At 43.6% G+C, this 24,913-nt stretch carries 18 protein-coding genes; 5 read left to right on the top strand and 13 right to left on the bottom strand.

Going from position 1 to position 24,913, the window contains the following annotated elements; all coding sequences use genetic code 11:
• Positions 1–27 precede the first annotated feature (27 nt).
• From T489_RS15685 to T489_RS0103215, 4 genes are all read right to left on the bottom strand, one after another.
• Complete coding sequence (locus tag T489_RS15685) at positions 28–1,776, bottom strand: chemotaxis protein CheB (RefSeq protein ID WP_051621751.1); 1,749 nt, start codon at positions 1,774–1,776, stop codon at positions 28–30.
• A 71-nt stretch (positions 1,777–1,847) separates the two neighbouring features.
• The gene (locus tag T489_RS0103225) at positions 1,848–4,355 is read right to left on the bottom strand and encodes a chemotaxis protein CheA (RefSeq protein ID WP_051621750.1); all 2,508 of its coding nucleotides are present in this window, start codon (positions 4,353–4,355) and stop codon (positions 1,848–1,850) included.
• Positions 4,356–4,393: 38 nt separating this feature from the next.
• On the bottom strand, positions 4,394–4,780 hold the full coding sequence (locus T489_RS0103220; RefSeq protein WP_037318568.1) for a response regulator: 387 nt from the start codon (positions 4,778–4,780) through the stop codon (positions 4,394–4,396).
• 263 nt (positions 4,781–5,043) lie between these two features.
• A complete protein-coding gene (locus T489_RS0103215; protein ID WP_031578606.1) occupies positions 5,044–6,156 on the bottom strand; it encodes a MalM family protein in 1,113 nt (370 codons plus the stop codon).
• A 214-nt stretch (positions 6,157–6,370) separates the two neighbouring features.
• Between T489_RS0103215 and T489_RS0103210 the strand changes: the two genes are divergently transcribed.
• Positions 6,371–7,807: a carbohydrate porin gene (locus T489_RS0103210; protein WP_031578605.1), complete on the top strand. Its 1,437-nt coding sequence runs from the start codon at positions 6,371–6,373 to the stop codon at positions 7,805–7,807.
• 659 nt (positions 7,808–8,466) lie between these two features.
• On the opposite strand, the gene T489_RS0103205 is transcribed toward T489_RS0103210, so the two are convergent.
• The 7 genes from T489_RS0103205 to T489_RS0103175 all read right to left on the bottom strand — a co-directional run bounded on the left by T489_RS0103205 (position 8,467) and on the right by T489_RS0103175 (position 15,922).
• Entirely contained in the window at positions 8,467–9,804 is a 1,338-nt protein-coding gene (locus T489_RS0103205; RefSeq protein ID WP_031578604.1) for a carbohydrate porin, read from the bottom strand.
• A gap of 356 nt (positions 9,805–10,160) precedes the next feature.
• Positions 10,161–10,481 carry a YqcC family protein gene (locus tag T489_RS0103200; RefSeq protein ID WP_031578602.1) on the bottom strand — a complete coding sequence of 107 codons (321 nt, stop codon included), beginning with the start codon at positions 10,479–10,481 and terminating at the stop codon, positions 10,161–10,163.
• A gap of 287 nt (positions 10,482–10,768) precedes the next feature.
• Positions 10,769–12,700, bottom strand: a complete 1,932-nt coding sequence (locus T489_RS0103195; protein WP_051621749.1) for an LTA synthase family protein — start codon at positions 12,698–12,700, stop codon at positions 10,769–10,771.
• A gap of 469 nt (positions 12,701–13,169) precedes the next feature.
• On the bottom strand, positions 13,170–13,388 hold the full coding sequence (locus T489_RS0103190) for a DUF3545 family protein (protein ID WP_031578600.1): 219 nt from the start codon (positions 13,386–13,388) through the stop codon (positions 13,170–13,172).
• Between the two features lie 349 nt (positions 13,389–13,737).
• The gene (gene ruvX / locus T489_RS0103185) at positions 13,738–14,175 is read right to left on the bottom strand and encodes a Holliday junction resolvase RuvX (RefSeq protein WP_031578599.1); all 438 of its coding nucleotides are present in this window, start codon (positions 14,173–14,175) and stop codon (positions 13,738–13,740) included.
• 68 nt (positions 14,176–14,243) lie between these two features.
• Positions 14,244–15,143, bottom strand: coding sequence for a P-loop NTPase family protein (locus T489_RS14075; protein ID WP_051621748.1), 900 nt, complete (start codon positions 15,141–15,143; stop codon positions 14,244–14,246).
• Between the two features lie 242 nt (positions 15,144–15,385).
• On the bottom strand, positions 15,386–15,922 hold the full coding sequence (locus T489_RS0103175; protein WP_031578597.1) for a BUD32 family EKC/KEOPS complex subunit: 537 nt from the start codon (positions 15,920–15,922) through the stop codon (positions 15,386–15,388).
• A 368-nt stretch (positions 15,923–16,290) separates the two neighbouring features.
• Between T489_RS0103175 and T489_RS0103170 the strand changes: the two genes are divergently transcribed.
• The 4 genes from T489_RS0103170 (at position 16,291) to T489_RS0103155 (ending at position 20,576) form a co-directional block, all read left to right on the top strand.
• A complete protein-coding gene (locus tag T489_RS0103170) occupies positions 16,291–17,067 on the top strand; it encodes a glycosyltransferase family 2 protein (RefSeq protein ID WP_031578596.1) in 777 nt (258 codons plus the stop codon).
• An 87-nt stretch (positions 17,068–17,154) separates the two neighbouring features.
• Positions 17,155–18,282, top strand: coding sequence for a glycosyltransferase family 4 protein (locus T489_RS0103165; RefSeq protein WP_232218275.1), 1,128 nt, complete (start codon positions 17,155–17,157; stop codon positions 18,280–18,282).
• The gene (lpxL, locus tag T489_RS0103160; protein WP_232218274.1) at positions 18,279–19,286 is read left to right on the top strand and encodes an LpxL/LpxP family Kdo(2)-lipid IV(A) lauroyl/palmitoleoyl acyltransferase; all 1,008 of its coding nucleotides are present in this window, start codon (positions 18,279–18,281) and stop codon (positions 19,284–19,286) included. Before T489_RS0103165 ends, lpxL begins: the two co-directional genes overlap by 4 nt.
• A 120-nt stretch (positions 19,287–19,406) precedes the next feature.
• Positions 19,407–20,576, top strand: coding sequence for a glycosyltransferase family 9 protein (locus T489_RS0103155; RefSeq protein ID WP_031578593.1), 1,170 nt, complete (start codon positions 19,407–19,409; stop codon positions 20,574–20,576).
• Between the two features lie 104 nt (positions 20,577–20,680).
• On the opposite strand, the gene glnE is transcribed toward T489_RS0103155, so the two are convergent.
• Both glnE and T489_RS0103145 read right to left on the bottom strand, forming a co-directional pair.
• A complete protein-coding gene (gene glnE / locus T489_RS0103150; protein WP_051621746.1) occupies positions 20,681–23,551 on the bottom strand; it encodes a bifunctional [glutamate--ammonia ligase]-adenylyl-L-tyrosine phosphorylase/[glutamate--ammonia-ligase] adenylyltransferase in 2,871 nt (956 codons plus the stop codon).
• Entirely contained in the window at positions 23,548–24,702 is a 1,155-nt protein-coding gene (locus tag T489_RS0103145) for a CYTH domain-containing protein (RefSeq protein WP_031578591.1), read from the bottom strand. Before T489_RS0103145 ends, glnE begins: the two co-directional genes overlap by 4 nt.
• Between the last annotated feature and the right edge of the window lie 211 nt (positions 24,703–24,913).

Here is a 24,913-nt window from a genome sequence, read left to right as displayed (position 1 = left end):
AAACACTCTCTGCTTATAATCCATAGTCTATCTGCCGCAGACTTCTTCAATTATTTCTCTGGACATATCATCCAGTTCCACAATTCTGTCAGCATACCCGGCCTCTATAACTGATTTAGGCATACCGTATATCACGCATGAATTCTCACTCTGAGCCCATACTGATGCTCCTACGGAACGAAGTATTCCGGAACCTCTGGTTCCGTCAGCTCCCATACCTGTCATGACCACGCTGAGAACCCTGTTGCTGTAGCATTTGGCGACACTGCCGAGAGTTACGTCTATACATGGTCTGTAATACAGTTCTGAAGGACTTTTCTTTATCATCAGGATATGTTTGCCGTTGTTATTCTTTGCCACCAGGGTCTGCATTCCTCCGGGCGCCACAAAAACACAGCCGGCCACAAGCTCCTGATTATCATGTGCTTCACAAACTTTGATTTTACTCATTTTATTAAGTCTTTCAGCAAAGGCCTTGGTAAAGTTCTGAGGCATATGCTGAACAATGAGAATCGGCACCGGAAAATCGGCCGGAAACTTTCCAATCATTTCAAACAGTGCAGCCGGACCTCCGGTTGATGCCCCTATGACGACAATTGAATATTCTTCTGATTTACTGCCGTTTTCCCCGGACTTCTTTCCGTCATCAAATATTCTCTGACTGACAAACGGCTGATCATCATTCACACCGATGATGGAAGATATTTCATCACCGGAACTCTCACCGGAACCACCACTGCTCACGACTGCTTTCTTTGCATCCGAAAAGCTTGGAGCAATCTTTGATGTAAATGAGCTTACATGTGCCTGCCCCTTGGTCTTACCGTCTTCATTAAAGGATCTCTGGAAATTATGAAAGTCACTCTGACTCTTCTTAAAACTTTCCTGCTGACGAATATCCTTGTCGATAACCTGAGAAGAAACATCACGCCATTTCATATCGGAAACAGCTCTGTTCTCGCGCTGCCCGACATCTCCAGCAACATTTTTGGTTTCCTTGTCATAAAGATCCCTGTCAGCTGACACTTTTTTTCTTAGGCTGATATTTTCAGACAGGTCATTGATGTTACGCGTAATCTGTTTGGTCAAAGTTTTAAAGTCGTTTGAATAAGGTTTTCGGGGCACTACCGTCCTGCCGTCGTCACGAACGGAGCCGGTAACCGAATGTGCTTTTTCCGTATCTCCGTAAACGGAGTTTCTTGTACCGGCCACGGTTGTTCTTGAACGAGGCACGGAGTCGTTATGCTTTGACACGTCTGCACGGTATTTACCTGAAGCTGACGGAGAATCTGAGAGCAGCCCGGCGTCACTGCCGAATTTCACGGACTTTGATGATGAAGCTATACCGTGAGAAACAGACTTTATCATCGCCAGATGCTGAGCTCTGCTAAGAGCAAGTATCTTATTGGTTACAATTTCAAGAACATCAGTCTTGCGATCGGCAAGATCATTGAAATTTTTAGGCAGAAAATCAAGGGCTCCGTATTCCAGGGCACTGATTGTCGCCTTTGTTCCGGAAGCAGTCAGAGATGAAAACATAAGCACCGGAACCGGATCCTTTTTCATTATTGTTTTTAAGGCATCCAGTCCGTTGACTTCAGGCATTTCCACATCCAGAGTTACCACGTCCGGGCGGAGTTTTTCCACAAGCTCAATGGCCTCTCGACCATTAGAGGCAAAACCGACTACCTCTATCCCCTTTTTACCGTCGATAGCTTCCGAAAGTCGCTTTCTGAAAAAGAATGAATCATCTACTATTAAAACTTTTACACTCATACCTCAACGCATAAATCACAACAGAATGAATTATACGTCCTCTCAATATTTATTAAATTATTCTACTTATACTATGCCAGTTTTGCCCGGTACATGTTGTTCACGAACTTGCCGGCGTATGAACGCAGCAGTCCCGGAATATCTATAATCAGAGAAATGCCGCCTTGCGAAGTAATGGCAGAGCCTGCAATCCCCGGAACGCCTCTCAGCAGGACATCCAGAGGCTTGATTACCACTTCTTCCTGTCCAATCAGGTCATCAACCACGAATGCCACAAGATTATCAGCACCTCCGGCACTGTGAACCATGATTACCGGAGCTTCTGAAGGATGAGTTACCTTAGACTTGTCTCTTATCAGCCAGTCCTGCAGATAGAAAAGCGGATAGGCTTTTTCTCTGATTACAATAGTCTTCTGCCCGTCAAGGTTATTCACATCATCAAGCTTCAGATAAAAAATTTCATTGATGGAACTCAGAGGCAGGGCAAAATTCTGATTTCCAACCATGACCATCATGGTTGGCAGAATAGCCAGAGTCAGAGGAACCTTGATCTCAATGGTAGTACCGCTACCCTTTCGTGAATATATGGTAAAGGAACCGTTAAGTTTGGCAATATTGGTCTTTACCACATCCATGCCCACACCGCGACCGGATATGTCGGAAACGGATGATTTTGTGGAGAATCCCGGAACAAAAATCAGATTGTACGACTCTTCCGCCGTCATGGTTTTAGCTCTTTCAGGATCAAGAATTCCCTGTTTTATTGCCGTCTTCTTGATAACCTCAGGATCCATGCCGTAACCGTCGTCAATGACTTTAAGCAGTACATGATCACCCTGCTGGGAAGCACTTAACGTAATCCTGCCGAGTCTTGGCTTACCTGCCTTGACGCGAACGTCCGGAGGTTCAATACCGTGGTCACAGGAATTTCTGACGAGATGAATCATCAGATCGGCAAGAGAATCAACAAGATTCTTATCCAGATCGGTCTCTTCACCTTCGGTAACCAGTTCGATTTCCTTATTCAGGTTTCTGGCAAGATCTCTTACAACCCTCGGAAATCTGCTGAACACACGCTTAATCGGCTGCATGCGTGTTTTCATAACAAGTCCCTGAATATCACCGGTTATCAGATTCAGATTGGCAATGGCCTTCTGAACTTCCTCATAATGAGCAAGAAGATTATCGTGAGCTCCGCCGAGACTAAGCAGACGGTTTCTCACAAGCACGAGTTCACCGACCATATTCATGATGTCATCCATGATCTTTACGTCAACTCGAACAGTTGTGTCCGCTACAGCTCCGCTGCCGCCAACCGCATGAGGTTCATGATTCTTGTCGTCTGCTGTCTTGCTCTGTTCCGTCTTAACTGCTGATGAAGTGGATTTCACCGGTGTTCCTGACGAACCCTTTTTCTCTTCTGGTTTTAAAACCGGAGTCGAAGCAGCTTTGATTTCAGCCTTTGACTTCTGTTCTGAAGCAGGTGCGGCAGGTTTCACGGCCGGAGCTGAAACTGAAGATGTTTTTTCGGTTCCCTGTCCAACTGATGGATCTCCGTTCTTTCCGTATAGAGAATCCAGCAGATTTTCAAAATCGTCATCTGAAAAATCCGTGGATGCCCCGCTGTCCGCTGATTCTTTTTTTGAAACCAGAGCAGACTCGTTTTTACTGTCTCCGTTCTGAGCCTTTGGCGCTTCTTTTGCGGAAACCGTCATAGGCTCCCTGTCCAGATTTCTGAGTTCAGGAATTGATATCGGTTTGGCTTCGGCCGATGCCAGCATGGCCTCAAAGTCGTCATCCACCGGATCCTTGACTTCATGACCGTTTCCGGAAGCTTTGACAGCATCCTGAGCATCATTACCCAGCGGAGCCTCTCCTCCGTTAAGAGAATCCAGAAGAGCCTCAAAATCATCATCGGTGAATTCGTGAGATGAACTGTCGGCAGCCTGTACGGTGGTTTCAGTCGGTTTATTTTCTGTTTTTGTGGTGTCTGATGAACCGGATGACGGAACCTCTGTGTCGCCGCACTGGAGAGAATTGAGCAGATTTTCGAAATCGTCATCAGAAAACTCATGATCCTTTGCAGAAGGATTTTCAGCCAGTATTATTTCAGGCAGTGCCGGCTCTGATGTTGCCTCAGGTGTTTTGTTTTCAGATGATGCCTGAGATGAAGCAGTCTCTGCGTTTCCGCCTTCTACTATTCCATGAAGTCTGTCTATGATGTCGGGATAAGGAATTACAGGCATATTGCCTTCCTTAAGCTGGGTAAACATATTGCATATGCAGTCATAAGCCTGCAGTACGACATCCATCAGAGCAGGAGATACTTTACAGGTGTCCTTGCGCAGAGCATCAAACACGCTTTCAGCTCCGTGACATACGTTAACCAGATCAGTCAGTCCCAAAAAACCGGCGCCACCCTTGACCGTATGAAATCCTCTGAAAATGGAATTCAATAAATCCTTATCCTCGGGAGTCTTTTCAAGATCAACAAGCTGAGTAGCTAAATTGTCAATGATTTCTCCGGCTTCTACTAGAAAATCCTCAAGGATTTCCTGATCAACTCCATCTAAAGCCATACCCACACCTTTATGAAGTTACCAAAACTCAAATGTAACTATTTACCGATTCTTTCAAAAATTCTCTGCATCTTTGCCTGCAATGCTTCGGCGGTAAACGGTTTAACTATAAAACCGTTCAATCCCGCTTTGGCAGCCTTTACGAGTTCTTCCTGTTCGACTTTGGCCGTAACCATCATAACCGGTATTCTGCTAAGTTTCGGATTCTGTCTGATAGCCACCAGTAAATCATATCCCTGCATGTCCTGCATGTACCAGTCTGTTATTACGAAATCAAAATCACCGTTCTCCAGCAGAGGCAGCGCTGTACTGCCGTCATCGGCTTCGGCCACGTTTTCAAACCCCAGTTCATTTAGAATCTTTCTTTCAATTTTTCTCATCGTGGAAAAGTCATCCACAATGAGAATTTTCATGGATTTATCCATAAATGCATCTCTAAAAAAACAAAACACTCTAGATTATTATGACAACAGCAGAATATTTTTCAGCGATCTATACAGCAAATAATACAAGCTGTACGGGGATGATTAATAAAATGTGATACATACTGATATAAAACAAAAACACTTTATAACGAAGCTTAAACACCTTGAGATACAGCTATTGTTCAGTACCTGACACACACAAAAAAAACAGGTTCCCGCTTTTCCGTCGGGAACCTGTTTAACCTAAAAATCAGAAAACCTGATTATTTTTTAGCTTTTATCGCATCAATAAAGGTCTGTTTTGCAGATGAAGAACCGGCTCTCTGTGCTTCGGCGACAAGAGACATGGCCTTTTCGTAATCGCCGGACTGTACTGCTTTCTTTATCATACCGTTATACAGATCTTCCGTTTCCTTCATCATGACAACCTGAGTGCCGCCACTTGAATTTGCACCGGTGTTTTCGAGAGACTTTCCGGCACTCTCAAGATTTGTTCCTGCTATGTCATTTGAATTAACAAGATTATGTCCCTTGCTGTCAGTGGATATAACGGCTGTAGTCCCCTCTCTCTGAGATGAAACGGAATACACTTCACCTGAAGCAAGAACCACGTTTTCCTGACGATTGTTTTCATCAGAATCCTTACCGCCGATTAACGGACCATCCAGATAACTTATCAGCTCATCCATTGCTGACTGGTCTTCCTGACGGAATTTGAATGTGATGTTCACGGTTCCGATTGGTGAATGAGGAATCTTAACATCATCAAACTTAGGTGGAGTCAGATTTCTGGCAATGGCACGCTTAACTTCAGGATGCATCATTGAAGTGGTTTCGGCAAGTTCATTCCTGGTGGTGTATATGACCATATAGGCAAACTCGCGACCAGGCTTGGCACTTGCATTGTTAACAACTATCTTGGTGGATAAAAATCCGTCTGTAATGGCGCTGTCCCTGTATTTAAACGCATTAGGCTTAATGGTGCTCACCAGCTGCTTGTTCGCATTATAAAAATCAATCTTCGGCTTGAAGGTTGTATTTATTATTTCAGACTCGAAGTTAATTGACAGATGAGTTGCATTTATAGGGAGCTGAAAAATTCTGAAAAAACTCTTACCGGTTGGAAAATCAAAAGCCTGAGCATTCTCAAGATCAAATTTGTAATTTTCGGAAGATGTCTTGGTAACGTTAATTATCTGACCGTTAAAAATATCTTTTTCACAGCACACTTTGGCTTCAGCAAGCTCTTTGTTGGCATCTTCCAGAGACAGAAAAGATGGAGCAGGCTTGAAAAAAACATCAGAAAGATTTGAACACCCCACTACAGATAAAAATACAGTTGCAGCAAGACCAACTGAAAAAATAGACTTTAACATGCGTCCTCCAAACAAGAATGGCAATATTTTAACTCATAAGACAGTTTTTTTCATAAATAGTTTAACTGCATATTTGTTTTAACAGCTAAACAGGTATTATTTTTGACAAAACCGCAAACATCAACGACAACACAGATACCAAAAAACCTCAGACACATTGATACTCAAGGGGGTGTAAAGATTTTCATGATAAGAAGGATTTATCATGAAGGTTATGAAGATTAATTGGCTTCCTTTAGCAGCTGCAGTTGCTTTTGCTGCTGGTTCAGTATCTGCTTCAGCTGTTGATTTCCACGGTTACTTCCGTGCTGGTGCTCAGCTCAATGCAGTCGGTGGTGAAGTTTACTGTATTGGTAGCGGTGCTGACGGTCACAAGGTAGGTCGTTTAGGCGACGAATGTGATACCTATGCAGAACTCGCTCTTAGTCAGAATGTGTATGATAAGGCAGACAGCAAGTTTGATGTTTATACCCTTTTAGCTTATGGTTCAAGGGAAAGTCTTGATTACGACCCTATTACTCGTCCTATAGATGCTCAGGGTAATTCATGGCAGGGTGTTGGCGGTGAAGGTCCATGGGGCGGTCAGCGCACCTCTATTCGTGAGGCTTGGGCACGTTACTCAACACCTGAAGGATATTCAATTTGGGCTGGTAAGAGATTTTATCAGCGTAAAGATATCCACATCATGGATTTCTACTACCTGAACAATGCAGGCTATGGTGCCGGTATTGAAAACATCGATGTGGGCAATGGCTCTCTTTCCTTTGCTGTAATCAAGTGGGCAAATGATGGTGGCGAAGCTGTAATTAATAATTATCCGGATGGTGACAAGGATGACATAGAGCCGTTAAATCGTAACGTTTATAAGCTTGATGCCCGCTGGAACGGCATTAATCTCGGGGCTTTAGGTGCTTTGGATGCTTCTGCAATTTACGCATTACCTGCAATTTCAGATCATCAGCGTGAAAGACTTTCAGACACTGGTCGTGCAAATACAGCTAATTCAGGTGCATTAATTACCTTAGATCTGGGGTCAAACTTCGGCTCTACCATTAACGTAAATAACCACTTCATCACTCAGTGGGGTAATAACGGCTTCGCTTACGTAGGCGCTTACAAGAATGGGGCCGGCGACAACTACACTCCTGACGTTGATGCAAACGGTATTCGTTTAATCGATTGGGGTACTTTAGACTGGGGTTCAAACTTCGATTTAGGTTATTCTCTGTTCTGGTCACATCTTGACAGTGGTAAGAATCACGGTGTTAAGGGTGATGCTTGGACTTACACCCGTTCAGGTTGGGAATACAGCATTGTATTACGTCCGGAATACAAGTGGACTGAATACACCCGTACCACTTTAGAATTAGGTTACTCAGAAATGAAGAAGACCGATTGGGTTTCTCCAAAGGATAATCCTGATTTATACAAGATTACCCTCGCTCAGCAGTTCACTCCGGGTAAGGGGTTCTGGTCTCGTCCTGCTATCCGCTTCTATGTATCATACTTAAGCGGAGATCAGGTGGCACATAGTAATAAATACTACGCTGCTTATGATGGCAATTGGCAGGCTGGCAAAATGTTCAGGGATGCACAGAACGGTCACAGCTACCAGTTCACCTTCGGTACTCAGGTTGAAGCTTGGTGGTAACAGACTTTTTCGTTACTTATTCACATAGTAATTGAGCGTAACAAAGGCGGAGAATTTAGTTTTTTTCTATCCGCCTTTTTTATTTACGTAATATAAAAACATATCAGACACAGGTCTGAGTCAGCAGCAAGCATAATTTAAGCATTTTCACTGAACAAAACTGAGATTTCGCCCATTAACTAAACTCTAGAAATAAATGTGTCAGAGTAATTAAACAGGCGGAACAAAACTAATGTAAAGAACGAATTCAAACTGCATACCAATGGCGATTACAGATTCATATATACTGAATTCAGTCTTTAATTTACCTTGTAAAATTATTTTTCTTTAATCTATGACATCACTGACTCAAAGCATCCTTGAATCGTAATTTAACTACATAGTAAATACTTATCGGTTTAGGTTCATCGAAACCGGACAGCTTATGATTCTTATAACTGAGATTCAGTTGGAATTAATTCATCTGACTTATTTGAAAACAACTTACAAAGATTAGAAGACAACGAATAAATAAAAATTTATCTTGAGACTGACTGCTTAAACTGTTCATGAATTGGCATAACAAGCAAAAGACTGATATTCACAGACAGAATAAAAAAGAGGGACTTTAAGCCCCTCTTTCTCTTATTAACTTAATAAACTAACAGTTTACTAAACTATTACCACCAAGCTTCAACCTGAGTACCGAAGGTGAACTGGTAACCGTGGTTGCCGTGGTTCTTGTTCTTGTAACCAACTGCCCAACTGTCAGCAAACTGGTCGCCACCGATGTAAGAAGCGTAGAAGCGGATTGCTGGACGTGACCAGAAGCCCTTACCTGGGGTGAACTGCTGAGCAAGGGTAACCTTGTAAACGTCTGGGTTACCATACTTTTCATCAACTACCCAACCGGTCTTCTTCATTTCTGAGTAACCTAATTCTAAAGTAGTACGGGTGTATTCAGTCCACTTGTATTCTGGACGTAATACGATGCTGTATTCCCAGCCTGAACGAGTGTAAGTCCAGGTAGCACCAGTGTGCTTGTTACCGCTGTGTAAGTGAGCCCATAAGAAGCTATAGCCTAAATCGAAGTTAGAACCCCAATCTAAAGTACCCCAGTCGATTAAACGAACACCGTTAGCATCAACGTCTGGAGTGTAGTTATCACCAGCGTGGTTCTTGTAAGCACCTACGTAAGCGAAACCGTTTGAACCCCACTGAGCAACAGCGTGGTTGTTAACAATGATATCTGAACCGAAGTTAGAACCTAAATCTAAGGTGATTAAAGCACCTGAGTTACCCTGATTTCCGCGAGAATCACCTTCGTTAACGTCCCTCTGCTGCTTAGAGATCACAGGGATTGCATAAATTACGGAAGCGTCTAATGCACCAACTGAACCGAGGTTGATACCATCCCAACGAGCATCTAACTTGTAAACGTTACGGTTGTAATCTGCAGAAGCGCCATCGTTAGCCCACTTGATTACAGCGAAGTTTAAGTTACCGTTACCAGCATTGATACCTTCGATACCAGCACCGTAACCAGAGTTGTTCAAATAGTAGAAGTCCATGATATGGATATCTTTACGTCTGTAGAATCTCTTACCAGACCAAATTGAGTAACCGCCATCGGTATCGTACTTAGCATATACTTCACGGAATGAAATACGCTGACCAGCCCATGGACCGTCACCGCCAACACCCTGCCAAGAGTTACCCTGGAGGTCTCTGTTACCTTCAGTGGTACCGTAAGCTAATAAGGTGTGAATTGAGAACTTGCTACCAGCCTTGTCATATACGTTCTGGCCAAGAGCAATTTCACCGTAGGTATCGCATTCATCACCTAAACGACCAACCTTGTGACCGTCAGCACCAGTACCTAAGCAGTAAACTTCACCGCGGTCTGCGTTAACCTGAGCACCAGCGCGGAAGTAACCGTTAAAATCAACAGCTGAAGCAGATACTGAACCAGCAGCAAAAGCAACTGCAGCTGCTAAAGGAAGCCAATTAATCTTCATAATAAATCCTTCTTAACATTATTAAACTTAATTCTTCAACTCACATACGGCTAAACCACCTAACCCGTAAGTTGATTGGATACATTATACTTTTCAAAAAGACAAAATAAAACTGATTTAGATCACAAAATATTAATTTCTTATTAACTCATTGAACTTTTTAAAAAACTCTCATACATAATAAACTTCTGTTATCTGATATTTATTCAGTATAAAATTCTATTTTTGGTTTAAAAAACAAAATTTTACAGAATTTTATACATATATCTATAAATGTTTATTTATCATTTTTCACACAAAAATAACTATTAAAAAAGTTCCAATAAATATTCGGTTTTGTGACTTATGGTGCATTATCAAGATTCAAAAACCTTGTCAAAATTGTAAATTGCCTGCAGCAATTCACGATATTCGGTTATTTTATTTCTGTAGACTTCAGTAGCATACGGAAAAATTTTCACATTCTCCGGCAGAGGCGCTCTGTTTTCTATAACCGCATCAAAAGTTTCCACAAGAACAAACCTGAGCCATTCATGAAATTCCATGGTATTCATATTAAAAGGAATATCCGTGGTAAAAGCCTCATCTTCCGGTCTTTCCACATCCCATAATCCGAGTTTTTCGAGTTCAAGTCTGATCTCTCTAAGTTTTTCAGATACCTGTTGATATTTATCCATATTTGCAAACCTGTAAGTTAAAGTCGTGAACCGTTAAAATGCTGATAACGGGAGTATCCGCCACTTCGCATTAAAAATCACCAGCCGTTGCAGTGAATGTCTGCATGCACTTTTAAACAGTGTCTTATTCAGTTTATTGGTTGTTTTAATCACTGTTTTACGATTGTACTCTATTTGAGAATAAACTTTTCAATTATATCCTCATCACATATAAAACAATTCGGGGATTGAAAGCGGAACCTGTCTGCCTTCAATCCCCGAAAACTCAGTTTTTTGTTATTCTGCCTTTACTTCATTAGAAAAAACCCCTTCCTGTATGCAATTTCCCCGAGAAGTGCATAGGCAAGTGCCGTCTTTTCAAGTTTTTCATTTACCGTACCGTCGGAAACACTGCGATTTTCAAAATCATATTTGCAGAAAGAAACCTTCTCATCAGGCAGGACCATAACCAGCGTTCCGTCATCCTTTAAATAAGCAAAATTATTATAGAACTGTAAAATCGCCCTTCCGTCGAAACCAGATGGAAGATTTGTCAGATCATAACCGACGGTAGGCACTGTAGCTGAAATTCCCGCAAGAGAAAGGAGAGTCTTCGGCACATCAATCTGACTTACCACATGAAACTCGCTCTTATGTTCTATTCCACCGCCGAAAAACACTGCCGGAATATGGAAATGCTTCACTGGAATAAGCTCATTCCCCCATGCTCTTGAATCATGATCCGCAATAACAAGAAAAACGGTATCCTTAAAATAAGGACGGCTCTTCACTTCCTCGTAAAACTTTCCGAGAGCATAATCCGCATATCTCACTGCCGTTTCTCTGTTTCTCACTTTTCCTGCAAATGATTCAACGATGTCAAAAGGGTCGTGATTGGAGGAAGTAAACACCAGAGAATAAAACGGCTGTCCCTTACTGTTCATTTCATCAAAGTGCTCAAGAGCCTTATTAAACAGATCCTCGTCAGAAGCTCCCCAGGAGCCTACATACATCGGATTGGAAAAATCATTAAGATCTATCACCTGAGTGTAATCATTTCCAAGGAAGAATGATCGCATATTATCAAAATGAGATTCTCCACCGTAGATAAAAGAACTGTGATAACCTTTTTTCTTCAGAACCGAAGCCATGTTAAAGAAATTTTTCTGAGCCTTTTCTCTTTTTACGGTTGAAACATTCACTGTCGGAGTAAACCCTGCGGTAACTGCTTCAATTCCTCGAACGGAACGGGTTCCGGTTGAATACATATTGATAAATCCCCAGCCCTCACTGTAAATCTTATCAAGATTCGGAGTCAGATTACTTCCGTTGAGATAACCTACATACTCAGCCCCGAGACTTTCCTCAAGAATAATGACAATATTCTTTCTTACCCCTTTCTCTGAAGCGACAAGGCTGTTAAGCGTCGGCTGTTTATCAGTGGCTACAGAGTAATCAAAACCGGTATCATCTCTGATAATGCTGATGATTTCATCTTCCTGAAGCGTTTTGTAGGAAACAGATTTCTCTGCAAGCATGGATTTTACGGACGAAGCCAGAGAATAACCTGAATTGGCAACCAGAACATTTACAATCTGATTTGTGGAAAAACTTGCCTTGGCAAGGTTGAACGGTCTGTGATCAAATGATGAACGTGCTGCGATAAAGGTAAGACCGCCGACAAGAATAAATACCGCAAACACTGTGGATTTTACAGGAACTTTTACATATTCAATCTTTTTAAGACAGCGCAGCAGAAAGATGAACACGAATATCATCAGCAGATTTACGACAACGACAGCTGCCAAATGTCCCTTCAGCAGAAGACCGGTAACTTCCGAAGGATACAGAAGATATTCCAGAAAAATCCGGTTCGGTCTGGAAGCATACTCTTCCATAAAAGGAAGAGTACAGAGTTCCATAAAAATCACCAGTATCCCAAGCAGAAGAAGATAAAGCCTTTCCGCAATGAGAACAGGAATACCGACTGATTTGGGAGAAACACAGCGAATGAAAACAAGAAGAACAGGCAGAGCCAGAATATACCCGAGCCCTGATATATCGACACGCATCCCGTTGAAAAACAGTCTTGGAACCTCAGCCATGTCTATGACATCATGATAAACAGCCACACCGAGAATTCTTATAAAAGCATAAAAAGCAAGGAGAGAAACAGCATATACCGCAAGATGCCCGTACGGCTTCAGATATGAAGCAACGTTACTAAAAGTCCGTTTCAATATTGACGACGGTTTCCTATTATATAAGTTCTTATTATCCAGCATATTTATTTACCAGTTCCCCAGGCTACCTTATCAAGGGAGCATTAATTATTATTTGTATAACCGCTTTGTCACGGATACGGATAACAGCGGTTTAAATACAGAGTAAACAAGAAAAGTAGCGGTTGCAACATATTTATTGTACAAAAGCAGCAAATCCGTTAAATACTGGTTTGCGTTACTAAAATTTAACCGTTTCTGTTCTGACAGACGCACAGTGTTCCTGAGCTCATCCACCGTGTTTCATCAGTTCAGTCTGCTGCCGGCAAATCCATGTGTATTTTGACCTGTGATACCTCAATTTAGTTCATGAAATTCTGTTTTCGACAACATCCCGTCCGGAACAAAAAAAGCCCCGGAAAAAAATCCGGGGCATCAGGTATTATTAAAATCCAATAATTCAGGAAAAAGTTCCGAAACAGGTGTTCTAGAACTGCATGAATTCATCAGATGAGTAAGGATCGAATTCAGGGTTGATTTCTCTTAAATCACGAAGAAGTCTTAACTTACGGGTGATACGTTCAATGTCACGCCAGCGACTCTTCTTTTCCTTGCCTGCCTTACCCTTGGATGCCGGAGCGTTACTATCAACAGACTCAACTGAATTCATATCAGCGGTTACTACTTCACTAGGAATATTACTCATAATAGAACTCCTTTATGTTCCGGATTAGATTTAAGGATATAATGCCCCAGAGAAACTTTTTTAGCAATTATGTTGTTATGGATATGAAAACCTTTTCACACTTTTCAGTCAAATACGCTAAAAGCAGTATTTAAAATGTCTACAGCCGTCACAAATTGTATAAATCGACATTTCTTTATAAACTGTATAATTCTTTGATCGCGATTACAGTTTTAACCTATATACCTCGGGCTTTTACACCAAAAAGCAGTGTTCAGTAAAAACAAACATTCAAAATATTAATGTTTATTTTTATTATTGGTTAAAATTTCACCGTTTATGAAACAGACTTTCATTTTTGACAGGAATTCTAAGAAAAACATTCTTCAAAATAACCTTCGAGGATCACCACGGCTGACATTGAATCAACTTTTCCCTTGGACAGGCCTCGGTATCCATGCTGACCGAATATGTGTTCCCTCGCTGTTTTGGTAGAAAGACGTTCGTCCTTGAAAACAACCTGAAGATTGTATCTGGCGGCTGTTCTGTTACCGAATTTCTTGGCTTTGTATGTCACATCCTGATAGGTTCCGTCCATGTTAAGAGGGAGCCCTACTACAATTATATCAGGTTTCCACTCGGCAAAAAGACGATCAAGTTCTTCGGCATTAGGAATTCCGTCAACCGCCTTCAGTGCCGGCAGCATGCTGGCGGTTCCGGTCAGTTCGGTTCCTACGGCCACGCCGATACTTATCGTACCAAAATCAAATGCCAGTACCGTTCTTTCTCCTTTTGCTTTTTTCGCCATCTGAAAATCCTTAAATTATTCCCGGTTGTCCGTATGTCATGAAGAGTTTTTCGGCTTACGCCCTCGTTTTACTTTCTGCCCTTAGGAATAAAGGTAAAGCTTTTGGTAGCATCATTAAACCCGTTGATATTGGATGAACGTCTGTTCGGCCCGACCATTTTAAGGGGGATTACAGGTGAGTAGTTCTTGATTGACTCATAGCAGAATTTACCGACAAGATCATACAGCTTCTCAGGAGAAGCATTGGAAATCATAATGGTATTGAGCTTGTTGTTTTTTCTCCATCTGAGAAGTTCACCCAGTCTTATTCCCTGTGTTTCCGTAAGTTTTCTTTCAGCCACTGCCACTTCATCAATGATCAGAAGTCTGTTGGTCTGAAGCTGCTGACAGAATTCACTGTATTCCCTGTTGGAATCAAACCCGCTCAGAAGCTGCAGTTTATTGTTTATGGTATCCCACTGCATGAACATGAAATCAATCAGGTAGGTTCGCATGATTCTGTGGGCAATACTGCCGGCAAGCATTGACTTGCCCACACCGTAATCTCCGTAAATCCAGACAAGTGAACCTCCGGTATATACAACTCCGCTGTTCTGATCCTTGAATCCTTTTTCCTGGATTTCAAAGGTATCACACCATCTCTTGCAGTACTCAACGTTGGATCTGTACTCGGGACTGAAAGTCAAATCCATGTTTTCAAATTCCCAGGTAGAGCTGATTTCACAGTTTTTGGTCAGATAATCAATACGGTTTTTACGTTCCCTGTCCTGAAGCTCCTTGAGTTCCTTCATGGCATTATCGGCATACATCTTCTGAATGTCTTCATAGGAATTGATCTTTGAGCCGGTGGCACTTTCTATTTCCGCGGTAATCGCATGAAGCTTATCCTGATCTATTTTCTTTCCGCTCAGGGTATCGGACACCATTTCAAATATTTGGTCTATAAGTTGATCTTTTGCGCCAGCCATAACGTCATTCCTTCGACAGGGCAAACGGGAGAGAATCATCCGCTGTCCGTCAGTTTAAAACACATTTTCCACTAACAGTATACCACACGGGACAAAATAGTTATTTAACCGATTAATGTCTATTTTGACATAAACATAAAACCTGAAGACTGCAGACAAAAATCCTCCCGTAAATACTTAACAACCTACGGAAGGATACTGCAGTAAGCCAGTTTACCTAAAACAGTCCTACGGAAAGAAAATTACTGTCTGTGATCATTCCAGTACTGCATGAATTCCGGGGTTTTTGACCAGTATTTGATTCCCCAGTTTTCAAAATTCCATTCATCCATGTAATTGTTGCATTCAAAATCGATGTAATAGATCTGGCCGTTACACACAACGAAATTTGTAGGAAAGTAATCGATATTGGTGTTGGCAGGATACAGAAGGCTGCACATTTCTCTTACCTGACTGATGTAATCTTCTGTCATCATATCCCGGCATACGAGATCATAGATGGTATCACCATCTATATATTCCTTGAGAATCCTTTCGTTTTTCACATCAACGTCAATCATCTTCGGAATTCGGATACCGATATCAGAAAGTCTTTTGTAATCATTGATTTCGGACTGGATTTTGTCCCCAAACTGATAATATGAACACGGTTCATGATGGATCTGCTTGAGAACATACTCCTTGCCGTCCTTTATGGCCAGATAAGAATAACCGCCTTTTCCCTTTCCAAGCAGTCTGACGATTTCATAACCGACATTGTTTACACTGATAATATCCATAACATTCTCCTCTGCATGAAACAGCTACTGAGCATTTTCCCATAATCAGCAGTTCATGTCCATGCGCTGAACATGTCGCAGAAGTAATCGAAACAGTATTCCACGTAACGGTATTCCGACCTCATGAAACAAATTCTTCCGACCTGCTTAAGAAAATCAGCTAACAGAGCAGTACGCAAATTCCGTTAAATTGATATAATGAATCAATTGTCGGATACGGCTGACCTTTCCGACACGGTATTTATGCTGATGCACGGAAACTTAACTGAATACGATCATTAATACACACGGTGTCTGAAAAAGCACCGAAAGGCTCGGTTACGGATTCCGTCCGCATACCCAATCATCAATTAATTAAGAAGGACTATATGGCATCATTATCAGCTCTTGTAATCGCCAGAAACGAAAGTGCGAACATTGCCGAATGCATCAAATCAATGCAGGACATCGCAGACGAAATCATCGTACTGGACGGAGGCAGTACCGATGACACCGTAAAAATTGCGGAAGGTCTCGGGGCAAGAGTGGTACATCACCCTGAATGGGAAGGCTACGGCAAACAGAGACAGAAACTGCAGAACTACGCCACCTGTGACTGGTGTCTGTGGCTTGATGCCGATGAACGTCTTACGGACGAACTTCGTCATGAAATCAGGGAATTCATTGAAAAAGCCAGACAGAACGAAGTACTTAATATTTCCAGAGCAAATCACGTGTTCGGCGTAAGAATTCATCACTGCGGTTATTTCCCGGATCGTGTGTACCGCGTTCATTACCGTACCTATACAAAATACAATGACAGTCTGGTTCACGAAAAGCTGGATCTTCCTTCCGATGCCGTAACGGTGAATTCCAAAAACAGCATGATTCACTACACTTATGCCACCTATCAGAACCTGCTTTTCAAGCAGACAAAATATGCGGATGAATGGGCTAAAAACAGATACCAGAAAAAACATAAGGGATGCTGTTTTATCACACCTTTCGTCAAAGCCGCGTTTGCTTTTTTCAGAATGTATTTTCTGCAGCTGGGATTCCTTGACGGCAGAATGGGTTTTTTAATTTCAGCCTGTGCCAGCAGCTACACTTTCAATAAATATCTGTGTCTGTACCAGATTGCTCTGGAACACAGCAGAAAAAAATAAGTCTAACTGACAGAAAGACATGACTCAGCACGTCATGTCATGACACAAATTCAAACAAAAAATCCCCTTATGCCACGGCGGATAAAAATGATGCCAAACTTTAACAGCAATACCAACAACATACAGACCAAACCAGAATTCAAATCAATCTGCCATGTTAACCTGGCAGCAGGGTTCCATGGAGGAGAACGGCAGACTGTTATTCTTATCCGGACACTGCAGAAGGAATATCCGGAATTAACACAGTTTCTGGTCTGTCGGAAAAACGGCGAACTGCCGGAATACGTGAAGGATATTCCCAATCTGACGGTTATCCAGGTACGGAATGAACTGTTCGGACACGTAGTTCTCAATACAAGAGCTGAAATAATCCATGCCCATGAAGCCAAAGCCGTTCATTTTGCTGCAATACACCACGCCCTGTACAAAACTCCGTACATTATCACCAGACGTGTTCCTCAGCTGATAAAAAACAGTACCTTCAACAGATACGGATATGATCATGCGTCTTTCATATCCTCCGTATCCAACGCCATACGTTCCAGTGTAATAAAAAGCTTTGGCAGCGACCTTAATTTAAGTGGTAAACTGACGGTTATCCATGATGCGTTCACACCCGACCGGGGCAATCAGGAGGAAACTGACAGAATCAGAAAAAATCTTGGGCAAGGGCCTGTTTTCGGTCACATAGGAGCTTATGTGGACAGGCATAAGGGACAGAAGGTTTTTATTGAAGCCATCAGAAAACTTGTAAAAGATCTTCCGAATGCAGTATTTATATTTCTGGGAAGCGGACGTGACGAAACAGAACTGAAGGAACTGACAAAGGATCTTCCTCAGGTAAAATGGCTGGGCTTCAAAAACAACGTGGCAGATTACATAAATGCCATGGATTATTTCGTTTTTCCGTCAAGAAACGAAGGACTAGGATCCATTCTGCTGGACGTAATGTATAATCACGTTCCGGTTGTAGCCTCAGCAACTGACGGCATAACTGAAGTCATCATGCATGAACAGAACGGTCTGCTTTTTGAAAACGGCAACAGCGAGGATCTTTATCAGAAAATTACGGAACTGGTAAAGGATGACGATTTAAAAAACCGTATGAAAAAGAATGCCGACGAAATCATCAGTAAATACGCTCCGGAATTATATGCCCGGAAGCATGCCGCTCTCTACACAGACATTATCATGAAGGTTAATCAGGAAAAATGACAGACAACCAGAAAGACTCTCACAAGTCAACAGTTGAAAGATCAAAGGATGTATATCATTCCAAAGCCCAGAGCAACCCCAGAATAACTCTGGCCATGATGCACCCGCGCTACTGGCCTCAGTGGTTTGCTTCATGGATATTGAGACTTATCATTCTGTTGCCGTATCCGGTTTTCATGACCATTGGAAGACTTTTAGGATACATTGCCATGGCCATTCTGCCGAGACGCAGGCACATAAGCGAACAGAATTTCAAACTGGCTTTCCCCGACATGCCCGACGAGGAAATACACCGTCTGACCAAAGAACACTTTGCCAACTGCGGCATGGGCATTTTTGAAACCGGCATGGCATGGTACTGGCCTGAATGGCGTCTTAAAAGACTGGTGCACATAGATCCGGAAGAACTCAGAAAAGCCAGGGAGCTTGCCGAATCAGGAAAGGGAATCGTGGTACTCACCTGTCATTTCGTGACTCTTGAGCTTATGGCCAGAATCTACGGAACCAACATCAAGAAAGGTGTCGGAGTATACCGTCCCAATGACAATCCTGTTATCGAATACATGCAGGTAAAGGGGCGCACCAGATCAAATCTGTATCTTGTGGATCGCAAGGAACCGAGACCTATAGTGAAGGCTCTCATGAAAGGACTTCCTATATGGTACGCTCCCGATCAGGATTACGGTAAAAGACTTCCTCACGTCTTTGCTCCGTTCTTTGCGGTAAAGGATGCGGCAACAGTTACCGGTACGGCCGGATTTGCCAAAATCAGAAATACCGTGGTACAGCCTTCCTACAGTATCAGACTTCCAAAGTTTAAAGGTTACAGACTTGTGGTAAAGGACATCATCCGTGATTTTCCTACGGGTGATGACTATCAGGATGCCACCACCTGCAATCACGCGGTTGAGAGCATGATTATGGAGGCTCTGCCTCAGTATATGTGGCTGCACCGTCGTTTCAAAACCACTCCCGACGGTTCCGACAGATACCATAACCTGTAGTTTTATCTGCAGTTTAAGCACCGGCACCGGAAAAATATTTTCATTTTTCCGTGTCGGGATTCAATCAGACATAGAGTCAGCCGATATCGACCGGCCACAGATAAAAGGAATCAATAAGACATGTCTTTTCATAATCTAAAAAAAGCACTCATACACTCCAAAGATTCTTTAAGACACCTTATCAGCCGCTTGAGATATGACTTTGAGACATCAGAAGAGAAGCTGAACATAAAGGAGCTTAAACAGGCCGTCATCCACAGAGCCGACGGAAAACTCGGCGACGCAATCTGTTTCATGCCCTTCATCAGGGAACTCAAAAGATTTGCCCCGGACTGCCGAATCATCATTCTTTCCAATAAGAGTACCGCTGAAATCTATCAGTCTGCAGATTTCATTGATGAGGTTATTCTGTTTCCCAAAAAGCCGAAAAACAATGAAACCGATGCCTTTGCAGACAGGCTTAAGGGAACGGATCTGTACATTCATCTTTTTGATACTCTTAAGGGACGGCACTTACGACTCATCAGCCGCATGCATCCGAAATGGGTGGCAACGCTCGACAGATCGCTTAAGTGTGACAATCTGAAAATACATCAGTACACCGCCTGTATCGACGATTCCGGAAATTCAGATGAAAAATACTCAGACTGTCTCCACATGACCGATCTGCTGTTTAAAATTCTGGAAAACGGCGGCATTTCACCGGAGCTTATCAATCGCGGCTACTGCCGACTTTTTGCCGACAGGATTCCTGGACGGGGAGAAAAGTACGCGTTTCTGAAATCTCCGGCCGCCCCGGATAAAATAAATGACGTTACTGAAGAAAAGACTGTAATCTTCAATCCTTTCGGAGCCTCCTCATCAAGAAGATTCAGCGAAAGAATCATTACTGAAATAATAGACATGCTGCTGAAGCTGACCTCAGCCCATATTGTTCTCTGGACAGGTCCCGGTGACAGGGAATACGGAGAAAAAATCATTGGAAACATCTTTGCCGGGAACAGTCGTGTTTCCACCACCGGAGTTCTTTCTTCCGCATCGGAAATCATTATCGCCATGGCCTCATGTGACGCAATGATAGGAGTTGACACCGGAAGTGCACATGCCGCGGCATGCTTTGACATTCCGGAACTCACCTTCTACAGCAGCAACATGGTAAATTACAGCCGCTGGTACGCCAGGGCACCTGGAGCCGTTAACGTCATCCTTGATACCGGACATTTCGGGAATGCCGATGAAAACGCCGTATCCCAGGCTGTAAAAAGCTTTGTTCAGAAAATAAAACTTTAGACGGTTCAAATTCCTAAAACATGCCGAACAGAATAAACGGCCGGTTTCCTTACGGAAGCCAGCCGTTTAAACACACAGTTTTAAAGATTATACAGTCCGGAGTTTCAGACTTCTTCCTTAAGCATAATCTTACGCCATAGTCTCTTCACGCCTTCACGCTGCTCGTCAAGCTTGTGTCCGTCATACACTCTGCTGATTCCCAGAAGTGAATGATGATGATACATGGCTCTGATGTCCAGGTAGGCATTGATAAGACATTTAGCCTCGTCTTCAGTTATAAATCCCAGTCTGGCGCATTCCTCAAAAATACGGACATTGTCAGACCACAGAACCAGATCCGGATTAGTCGGAGCATTGGCAAGAGTCAGATACTGCGCCATAAACTCGATATCAGTCATTCCGCCCTCGCCCTGCTTGGTATCGAAGGCTTCCTTAGGTCCCCTGATCAGACTGGCTCTCATCTTGCAGCGCATGCTGACTACTTCCTCTCGAAGCTTTTCCACATCACGAGGCTTGCGTAAAACACTGTTACGAATGTCATTGAACTTTTTCACAAGTCTGTCCGGTCCGAGTACCGCTCTGGCTCTGACCAGCGCCTGCAGCTCCCAGGTCCAAGCCTTGTTGTTAAGATAGGACTCATAACCGGAAATGGAGCAAATAAGCGGTCCTGCCTCTCCTTCCGGTCTCAGTCTGGCATCAACCTCATACAGCACTCCCGATGAAAGTCTGGTGCTGAACAGATGCATGAGACGCTGGGCAAAACGACCGTAAAACATACGGTCTGAGATAGGATGTTCCGGATGATCGGTTTCCTTTTCCAGATCACTGTCGCACAGGAATACCAGATCAAGATCCGAACCGTAGCTCAGCTCTATGCCCCCCATCTTGCCGTAGGCAACCACACAGATCCCCTTGTCTCCGTGCTTATGGGCATTATAAGGAAGACCGTATTTTGCCACCAGCTGATTCCAGGTAAGATTAACCACCTCGTTCAGAATGGCCTGAGCAAGATAAGTAAGATAATCACTCACCTTCATAAGCGGCAGCGCACCGACAAGATCCGCCGCACAGATACGCAGCAGCTGAATCTGCTTAAACTGTCTGAGACTCTCCATCTGATGTTCAAGATCAGAACTTTCCACGCGCATCAGAAATTCGTGCAGGTCATGTGAATAATCATCAGGGCTGGTCGGCTTGTACAGGCTGTTAGGCATCAGCAGTTCATCAAGAAGCACCGGATGTTCGGTAAGCTGTGCGGTAATCAGTTCACTGCCGGAGCACAGCTTCAGCAGCTGATCGCAGGCCTGAGGATTTTCCTGAAGGAGCTGCAGATACGTGGTACGCAGACTGATGGTCAGAATCAGCTTTGACACACGCTTGAATGTGGTTGCCGCTCCGTGCTTCATATTGGCAAAGCTGTTGAAAAGATAAGGCACCAGTCTGTTCAGAATCGCTCTGCCCTTCGGCCCCATCGGCTTGCTGGAGCATTCATCCTTAAAAAGCTTTATCTCGTCGGCCAGCAGATCAGGCTGACTGAGATCCTTGAACTGATTCATGACGATTTCTCTGATTTCGTCACGATTCAGATTAAGCAGCCACAGATCAGAAAATACCGGATCCTCTTCCACCGTTTCTGATTCAGGATCACTGATAAGCAGAGCGAACTCTTCATGAACCGTGGACATGATTCCGTCAATGTGTTCGCAGAAGGCCGCGAAGTTTTCAAACCCCATGGCCGCTGCCAGACGCTCCTGATTAAGTTCGCCCGAAGGAAGAGTCTGAGTCTGTTCATCATTGATTTCCTGCAGCACGTTTTCAGTCTGACGCAGAAACACGTAACACGGCATCAGACAGTTGTATACGTCTTCCGTGATACAGCTGTTATGCTTGAGATTTTCCAGCACGCGCATAAGATTTCGTTCCTGAAGGGAAACCATGCGGCCGCCTCTCATAAGCTGAAAAACCTGAGCAATGAATTCTATTTCCCTGATACCTCCGGCACCGAGCTTGAAATTGTCTCTCAGCTGGCGACGGCGGACTTCGGCTTCAATCATGGCCTTCATCTTGCGCAGGGACTCAATGGCTCCGAAATCAAGATACCTTCTGTAGACAAAAGGTCTGAGCATATTGTCAAGTTCAACGGATTCAGGAGTTTTCTCTCCGAGAACACGTCCCTTGACCATGGCATAGCGTTCCCATGATCTGCCGTGTTTGAGATAGTAATCCTCCAGTGCGGCAAAAGAGCTTACGAGAGGACCGCTGTCACCGAACGGACGCAGACGCATGTCCACTCTGTAGACGATGCCGTCTGCAGTCTGCTGATCCAGTATCTGAATGAGCTGCTGACCGAGTCTGGTGAAAAACACCTGATTGTCCAGAGATCGTCTTGCCCCCTGAGTCTCTCCGCGATGCGGATAGCAGAAAATAAGATCAATGTCTGAGGAGAAATTAAGCTCACGTCCGCCAAGCTTTCCCATGCCGATAACCAGCATTTTCTGCTGTTCACCGTCTGCTGAATACGGAGTGCCGAAAGCCTGACAGCATCTTTTATAAAGGTAGTCCAGAGTTTTTACGATTATCTTTTCGGCCAGTTCACTAAGGTGCCTGAACTCCTCCTGAAGATCGGAAAGATGATTCAGCTGTCTGTGGGCGATTACCGCCAGCTTTTCATTTCTGAAGAGACGCAGCTTCTTTTTCAGGGTATTGTCATCATAGACGGATGACAGCATTTCATCCAGCTCCTGACCGTAACGCTCAACCCTGTCGTTCATGCCGAATTCACCTGAATCTATAAGTCTGCACAGAACATCAGGTCTCTGTGAAAAGAAACGTCCGGCAAAATCACTCAGACAGAAGGTCTGATACAGTTCATCCTTTATGGTCCCGATTCTGGCAAACTGTTCATCGGAAGCTTTATCCCTGAGCACCGAAAAATATCTGTCAGCCTCTTTTTTCATCACTTCACTGTATTTCATACTGACTCCTCCTCAAGCCCCGCAAAATTGATTTCAAGCAGCACTCTGATGAAATCCGCGCCGGTAAGAAGTCTGTCGAGAGCCCATGCTCTCTTTAAAAATATTCTTTCGGAGCTTTCATTCGACAGCTCACAGACATCAAGTTCCGGATTATGCCTTATGAATCCGGCAAGAAGCGACTGCATCGGTGCGTACCTGCCGGAATAAACGAAATCCACGTCATTGCCGGTGTCGATGACTTTTCTTAAGGCAAGCATAATTATCCCCATGGTCTTTTCAGCGCATTCAGATGTTCTTCCGGCATCTCCGAGATAGAGAATGCTTGCCGAACGGCTCAGGACACTCATAAGCCCTGCCAGGTTCTTTTCAGTCTGTTCTGAAGATGAGTGACCGGCTCCCCCGGAAATACCGGTGTCATCCACGGCAGGAGGATCCAGACGGGAGATTCCGGCATAGATGGCGGCCCTGTGCATCTTGCTGAGGCTTTCCGGCCTGAAAACCGCCAGTCCGGCTCCGTAAACGGATTCAATAAGACCCTCGGCAAATTCCCTTAATGCGCGTGCACTGCCCTTTTTCAGTTCGAGCTCGACTTCCTGTCCCGACACACGTCCTTCGTCAGCTGTTTTATAGCTGACCCGGTCGTAGCTTATCTCTATCTCCGTTCCCCTGTATGAAACAAGCCATATATGACGTCTGCAGTTCTGAGCCATGTTTTCAAAAACAGCCTTCTGCAGTGCTTCGACGTCGAGCCCGGTAAAAATATGTTCCGGGAAAATTTTCAGGTCGGGAACCTCCGGTTTTTCAACAAGAGGAATGTTATACTCGGGATGAACGTGAATGCCACCCTGACTCATGCGGCGGGTTTTGATCGTTGCCTCGATGTCACTGCCAGTTTTACGGACTCTGAGTGCTATTCCCGCTTTGTATAGGGCCAGATCCGCGGTGTCATAGTAACTGTTTTCCAGATCGAGATCGCAGGAGCTTATAACCGTAGCTTCGGAATCATTCAGAAGTCTGTTCATACCCGCAATAAATGACTGACCGTCCACGCCGCTTTCAGCATACGGAGTCTGAATTTTTTCCTTCGGACCGTTACCGTCCGCTGCCATATACGGCTGAACCATAAGCTTTATTTCAATTTCATTACTCAAAACCGTCTTCCTCTTATGTGTCAATCTGTATGAACCTGAGATGAACAGACCTTTACGTATAATCAAGCCGTTGTCCCGGCTCCTCAATAAGCTAAAGATTTTAGCACAGTTGGGCTTTTTCCTTTACGAAATCACATCACAAAATCCGGGAACATTCCTGAAAAAACTCCCGTTTTCCACCACGTATGAATACCTGACATCCTTAAGCCCC

It is taken from the genome of Ruminobacter sp. RM87 (assembly GCF_000701925.1).
In the GTDB taxonomy this organism is placed as follows: Bacteria; Pseudomonadota; Gammaproteobacteria; order Enterobacterales; family Succinivibrionaceae; genus Ruminobacter; species Ruminobacter amylophilus.
The sequence above is the reverse complement of the archived record's forward strand: the minus strand, read 5'-3'. Positions and strand labels throughout refer to the sequence as shown.

Bases quoted from the DNA above. Each gene is read 5' to 3' on its own strand.
- T489_RS15685 (WP_051621751.1), bottom strand. From the start codon at position 1,776: ATGAGTGTAAAAGTTTTAATAGTAGATGATTCATTCTTTTTCAGAAAG.
- T489_RS0103225 (WP_051621750.1), bottom strand. From the start codon at position 4,355: ATGGCTTTAGATGGAGTTGATCAGGAAATCCTTGAGGATTTTCTAGTA.
- T489_RS0103220 (WP_037318568.1), bottom strand. From the start codon at position 4,780: ATGGATAAATCCATGAAAATTCTCATTGTGGATGACTTTTCCACGATG.
- T489_RS0103215 (WP_031578606.1), bottom strand. From the start codon at position 6,156: ATGTTAAAGTCTATTTTTTCAGTTGGTCTTGCTGCAACTGTATTTTTA.
- T489_RS0103210 (WP_031578605.1), top strand. From the start codon at position 6,371: ATGAAGATTAATTGGCTTCCTTTAGCAGCTGCAGTTGCTTTTGCTGCT.
- T489_RS0103205 (WP_031578604.1), bottom strand. From the start codon at position 9,804: ATGAAGATTAATTGGCTTCCTTTAGCAGCTGCAGTTGCTTTTGCTGCT.
- T489_RS0103200 (WP_031578602.1), bottom strand. From the start codon at position 10,481: ATGGATAAATATCAACAGGTATCTGAAAAACTTAGAGAGATCAGACTT.
- T489_RS0103190 (WP_031578600.1), bottom strand. From the start codon at position 13,388: ATGAGTAATATTCCTAGTGAAGTAGTAACCGCTGATATGAATTCAGTT.
- ruvX (WP_031578599.1), bottom strand. From the start codon at position 14,175: ATGGCGAAAAAAGCAAAAGGAGAAAGAACGGTACTGGCATTTGATTTT.
- T489_RS14075 (WP_051621748.1), bottom strand. From the start codon at position 15,143: ATGGCTGGCGCAAAAGATCAACTTATAGACCAAATATTTGAAATGGTG.
- T489_RS0103175 (WP_031578597.1), bottom strand. From the start codon at position 15,922: ATGGATATTATCAGTGTAAACAATGTCGGTTATGAAATCGTCAGACTG.
- T489_RS0103170 (WP_031578596.1), top strand. From the start codon at position 16,291: ATGGCATCATTATCAGCTCTTGTAATCGCCAGAAACGAAAGTGCGAAC.
- T489_RS0103165 (WP_232218275.1), top strand. From the start codon at position 17,155: ATGATGCCAAACTTTAACAGCAATACCAACAACATACAGACCAAACCA.
- lpxL (WP_232218274.1), top strand. From the start codon at position 18,279: ATGACAGACAACCAGAAAGACTCTCACAAGTCAACAGTTGAAAGATCA.
- T489_RS0103155 (WP_031578593.1), top strand. From the start codon at position 19,407: ATGTCTTTTCATAATCTAAAAAAAGCACTCATACACTCCAAAGATTCT.
- glnE (WP_051621746.1), bottom strand. From the start codon at position 23,551: ATGAAATACAGTGAAGTGATGAAAAAAGAGGCTGACAGATATTTTTCG.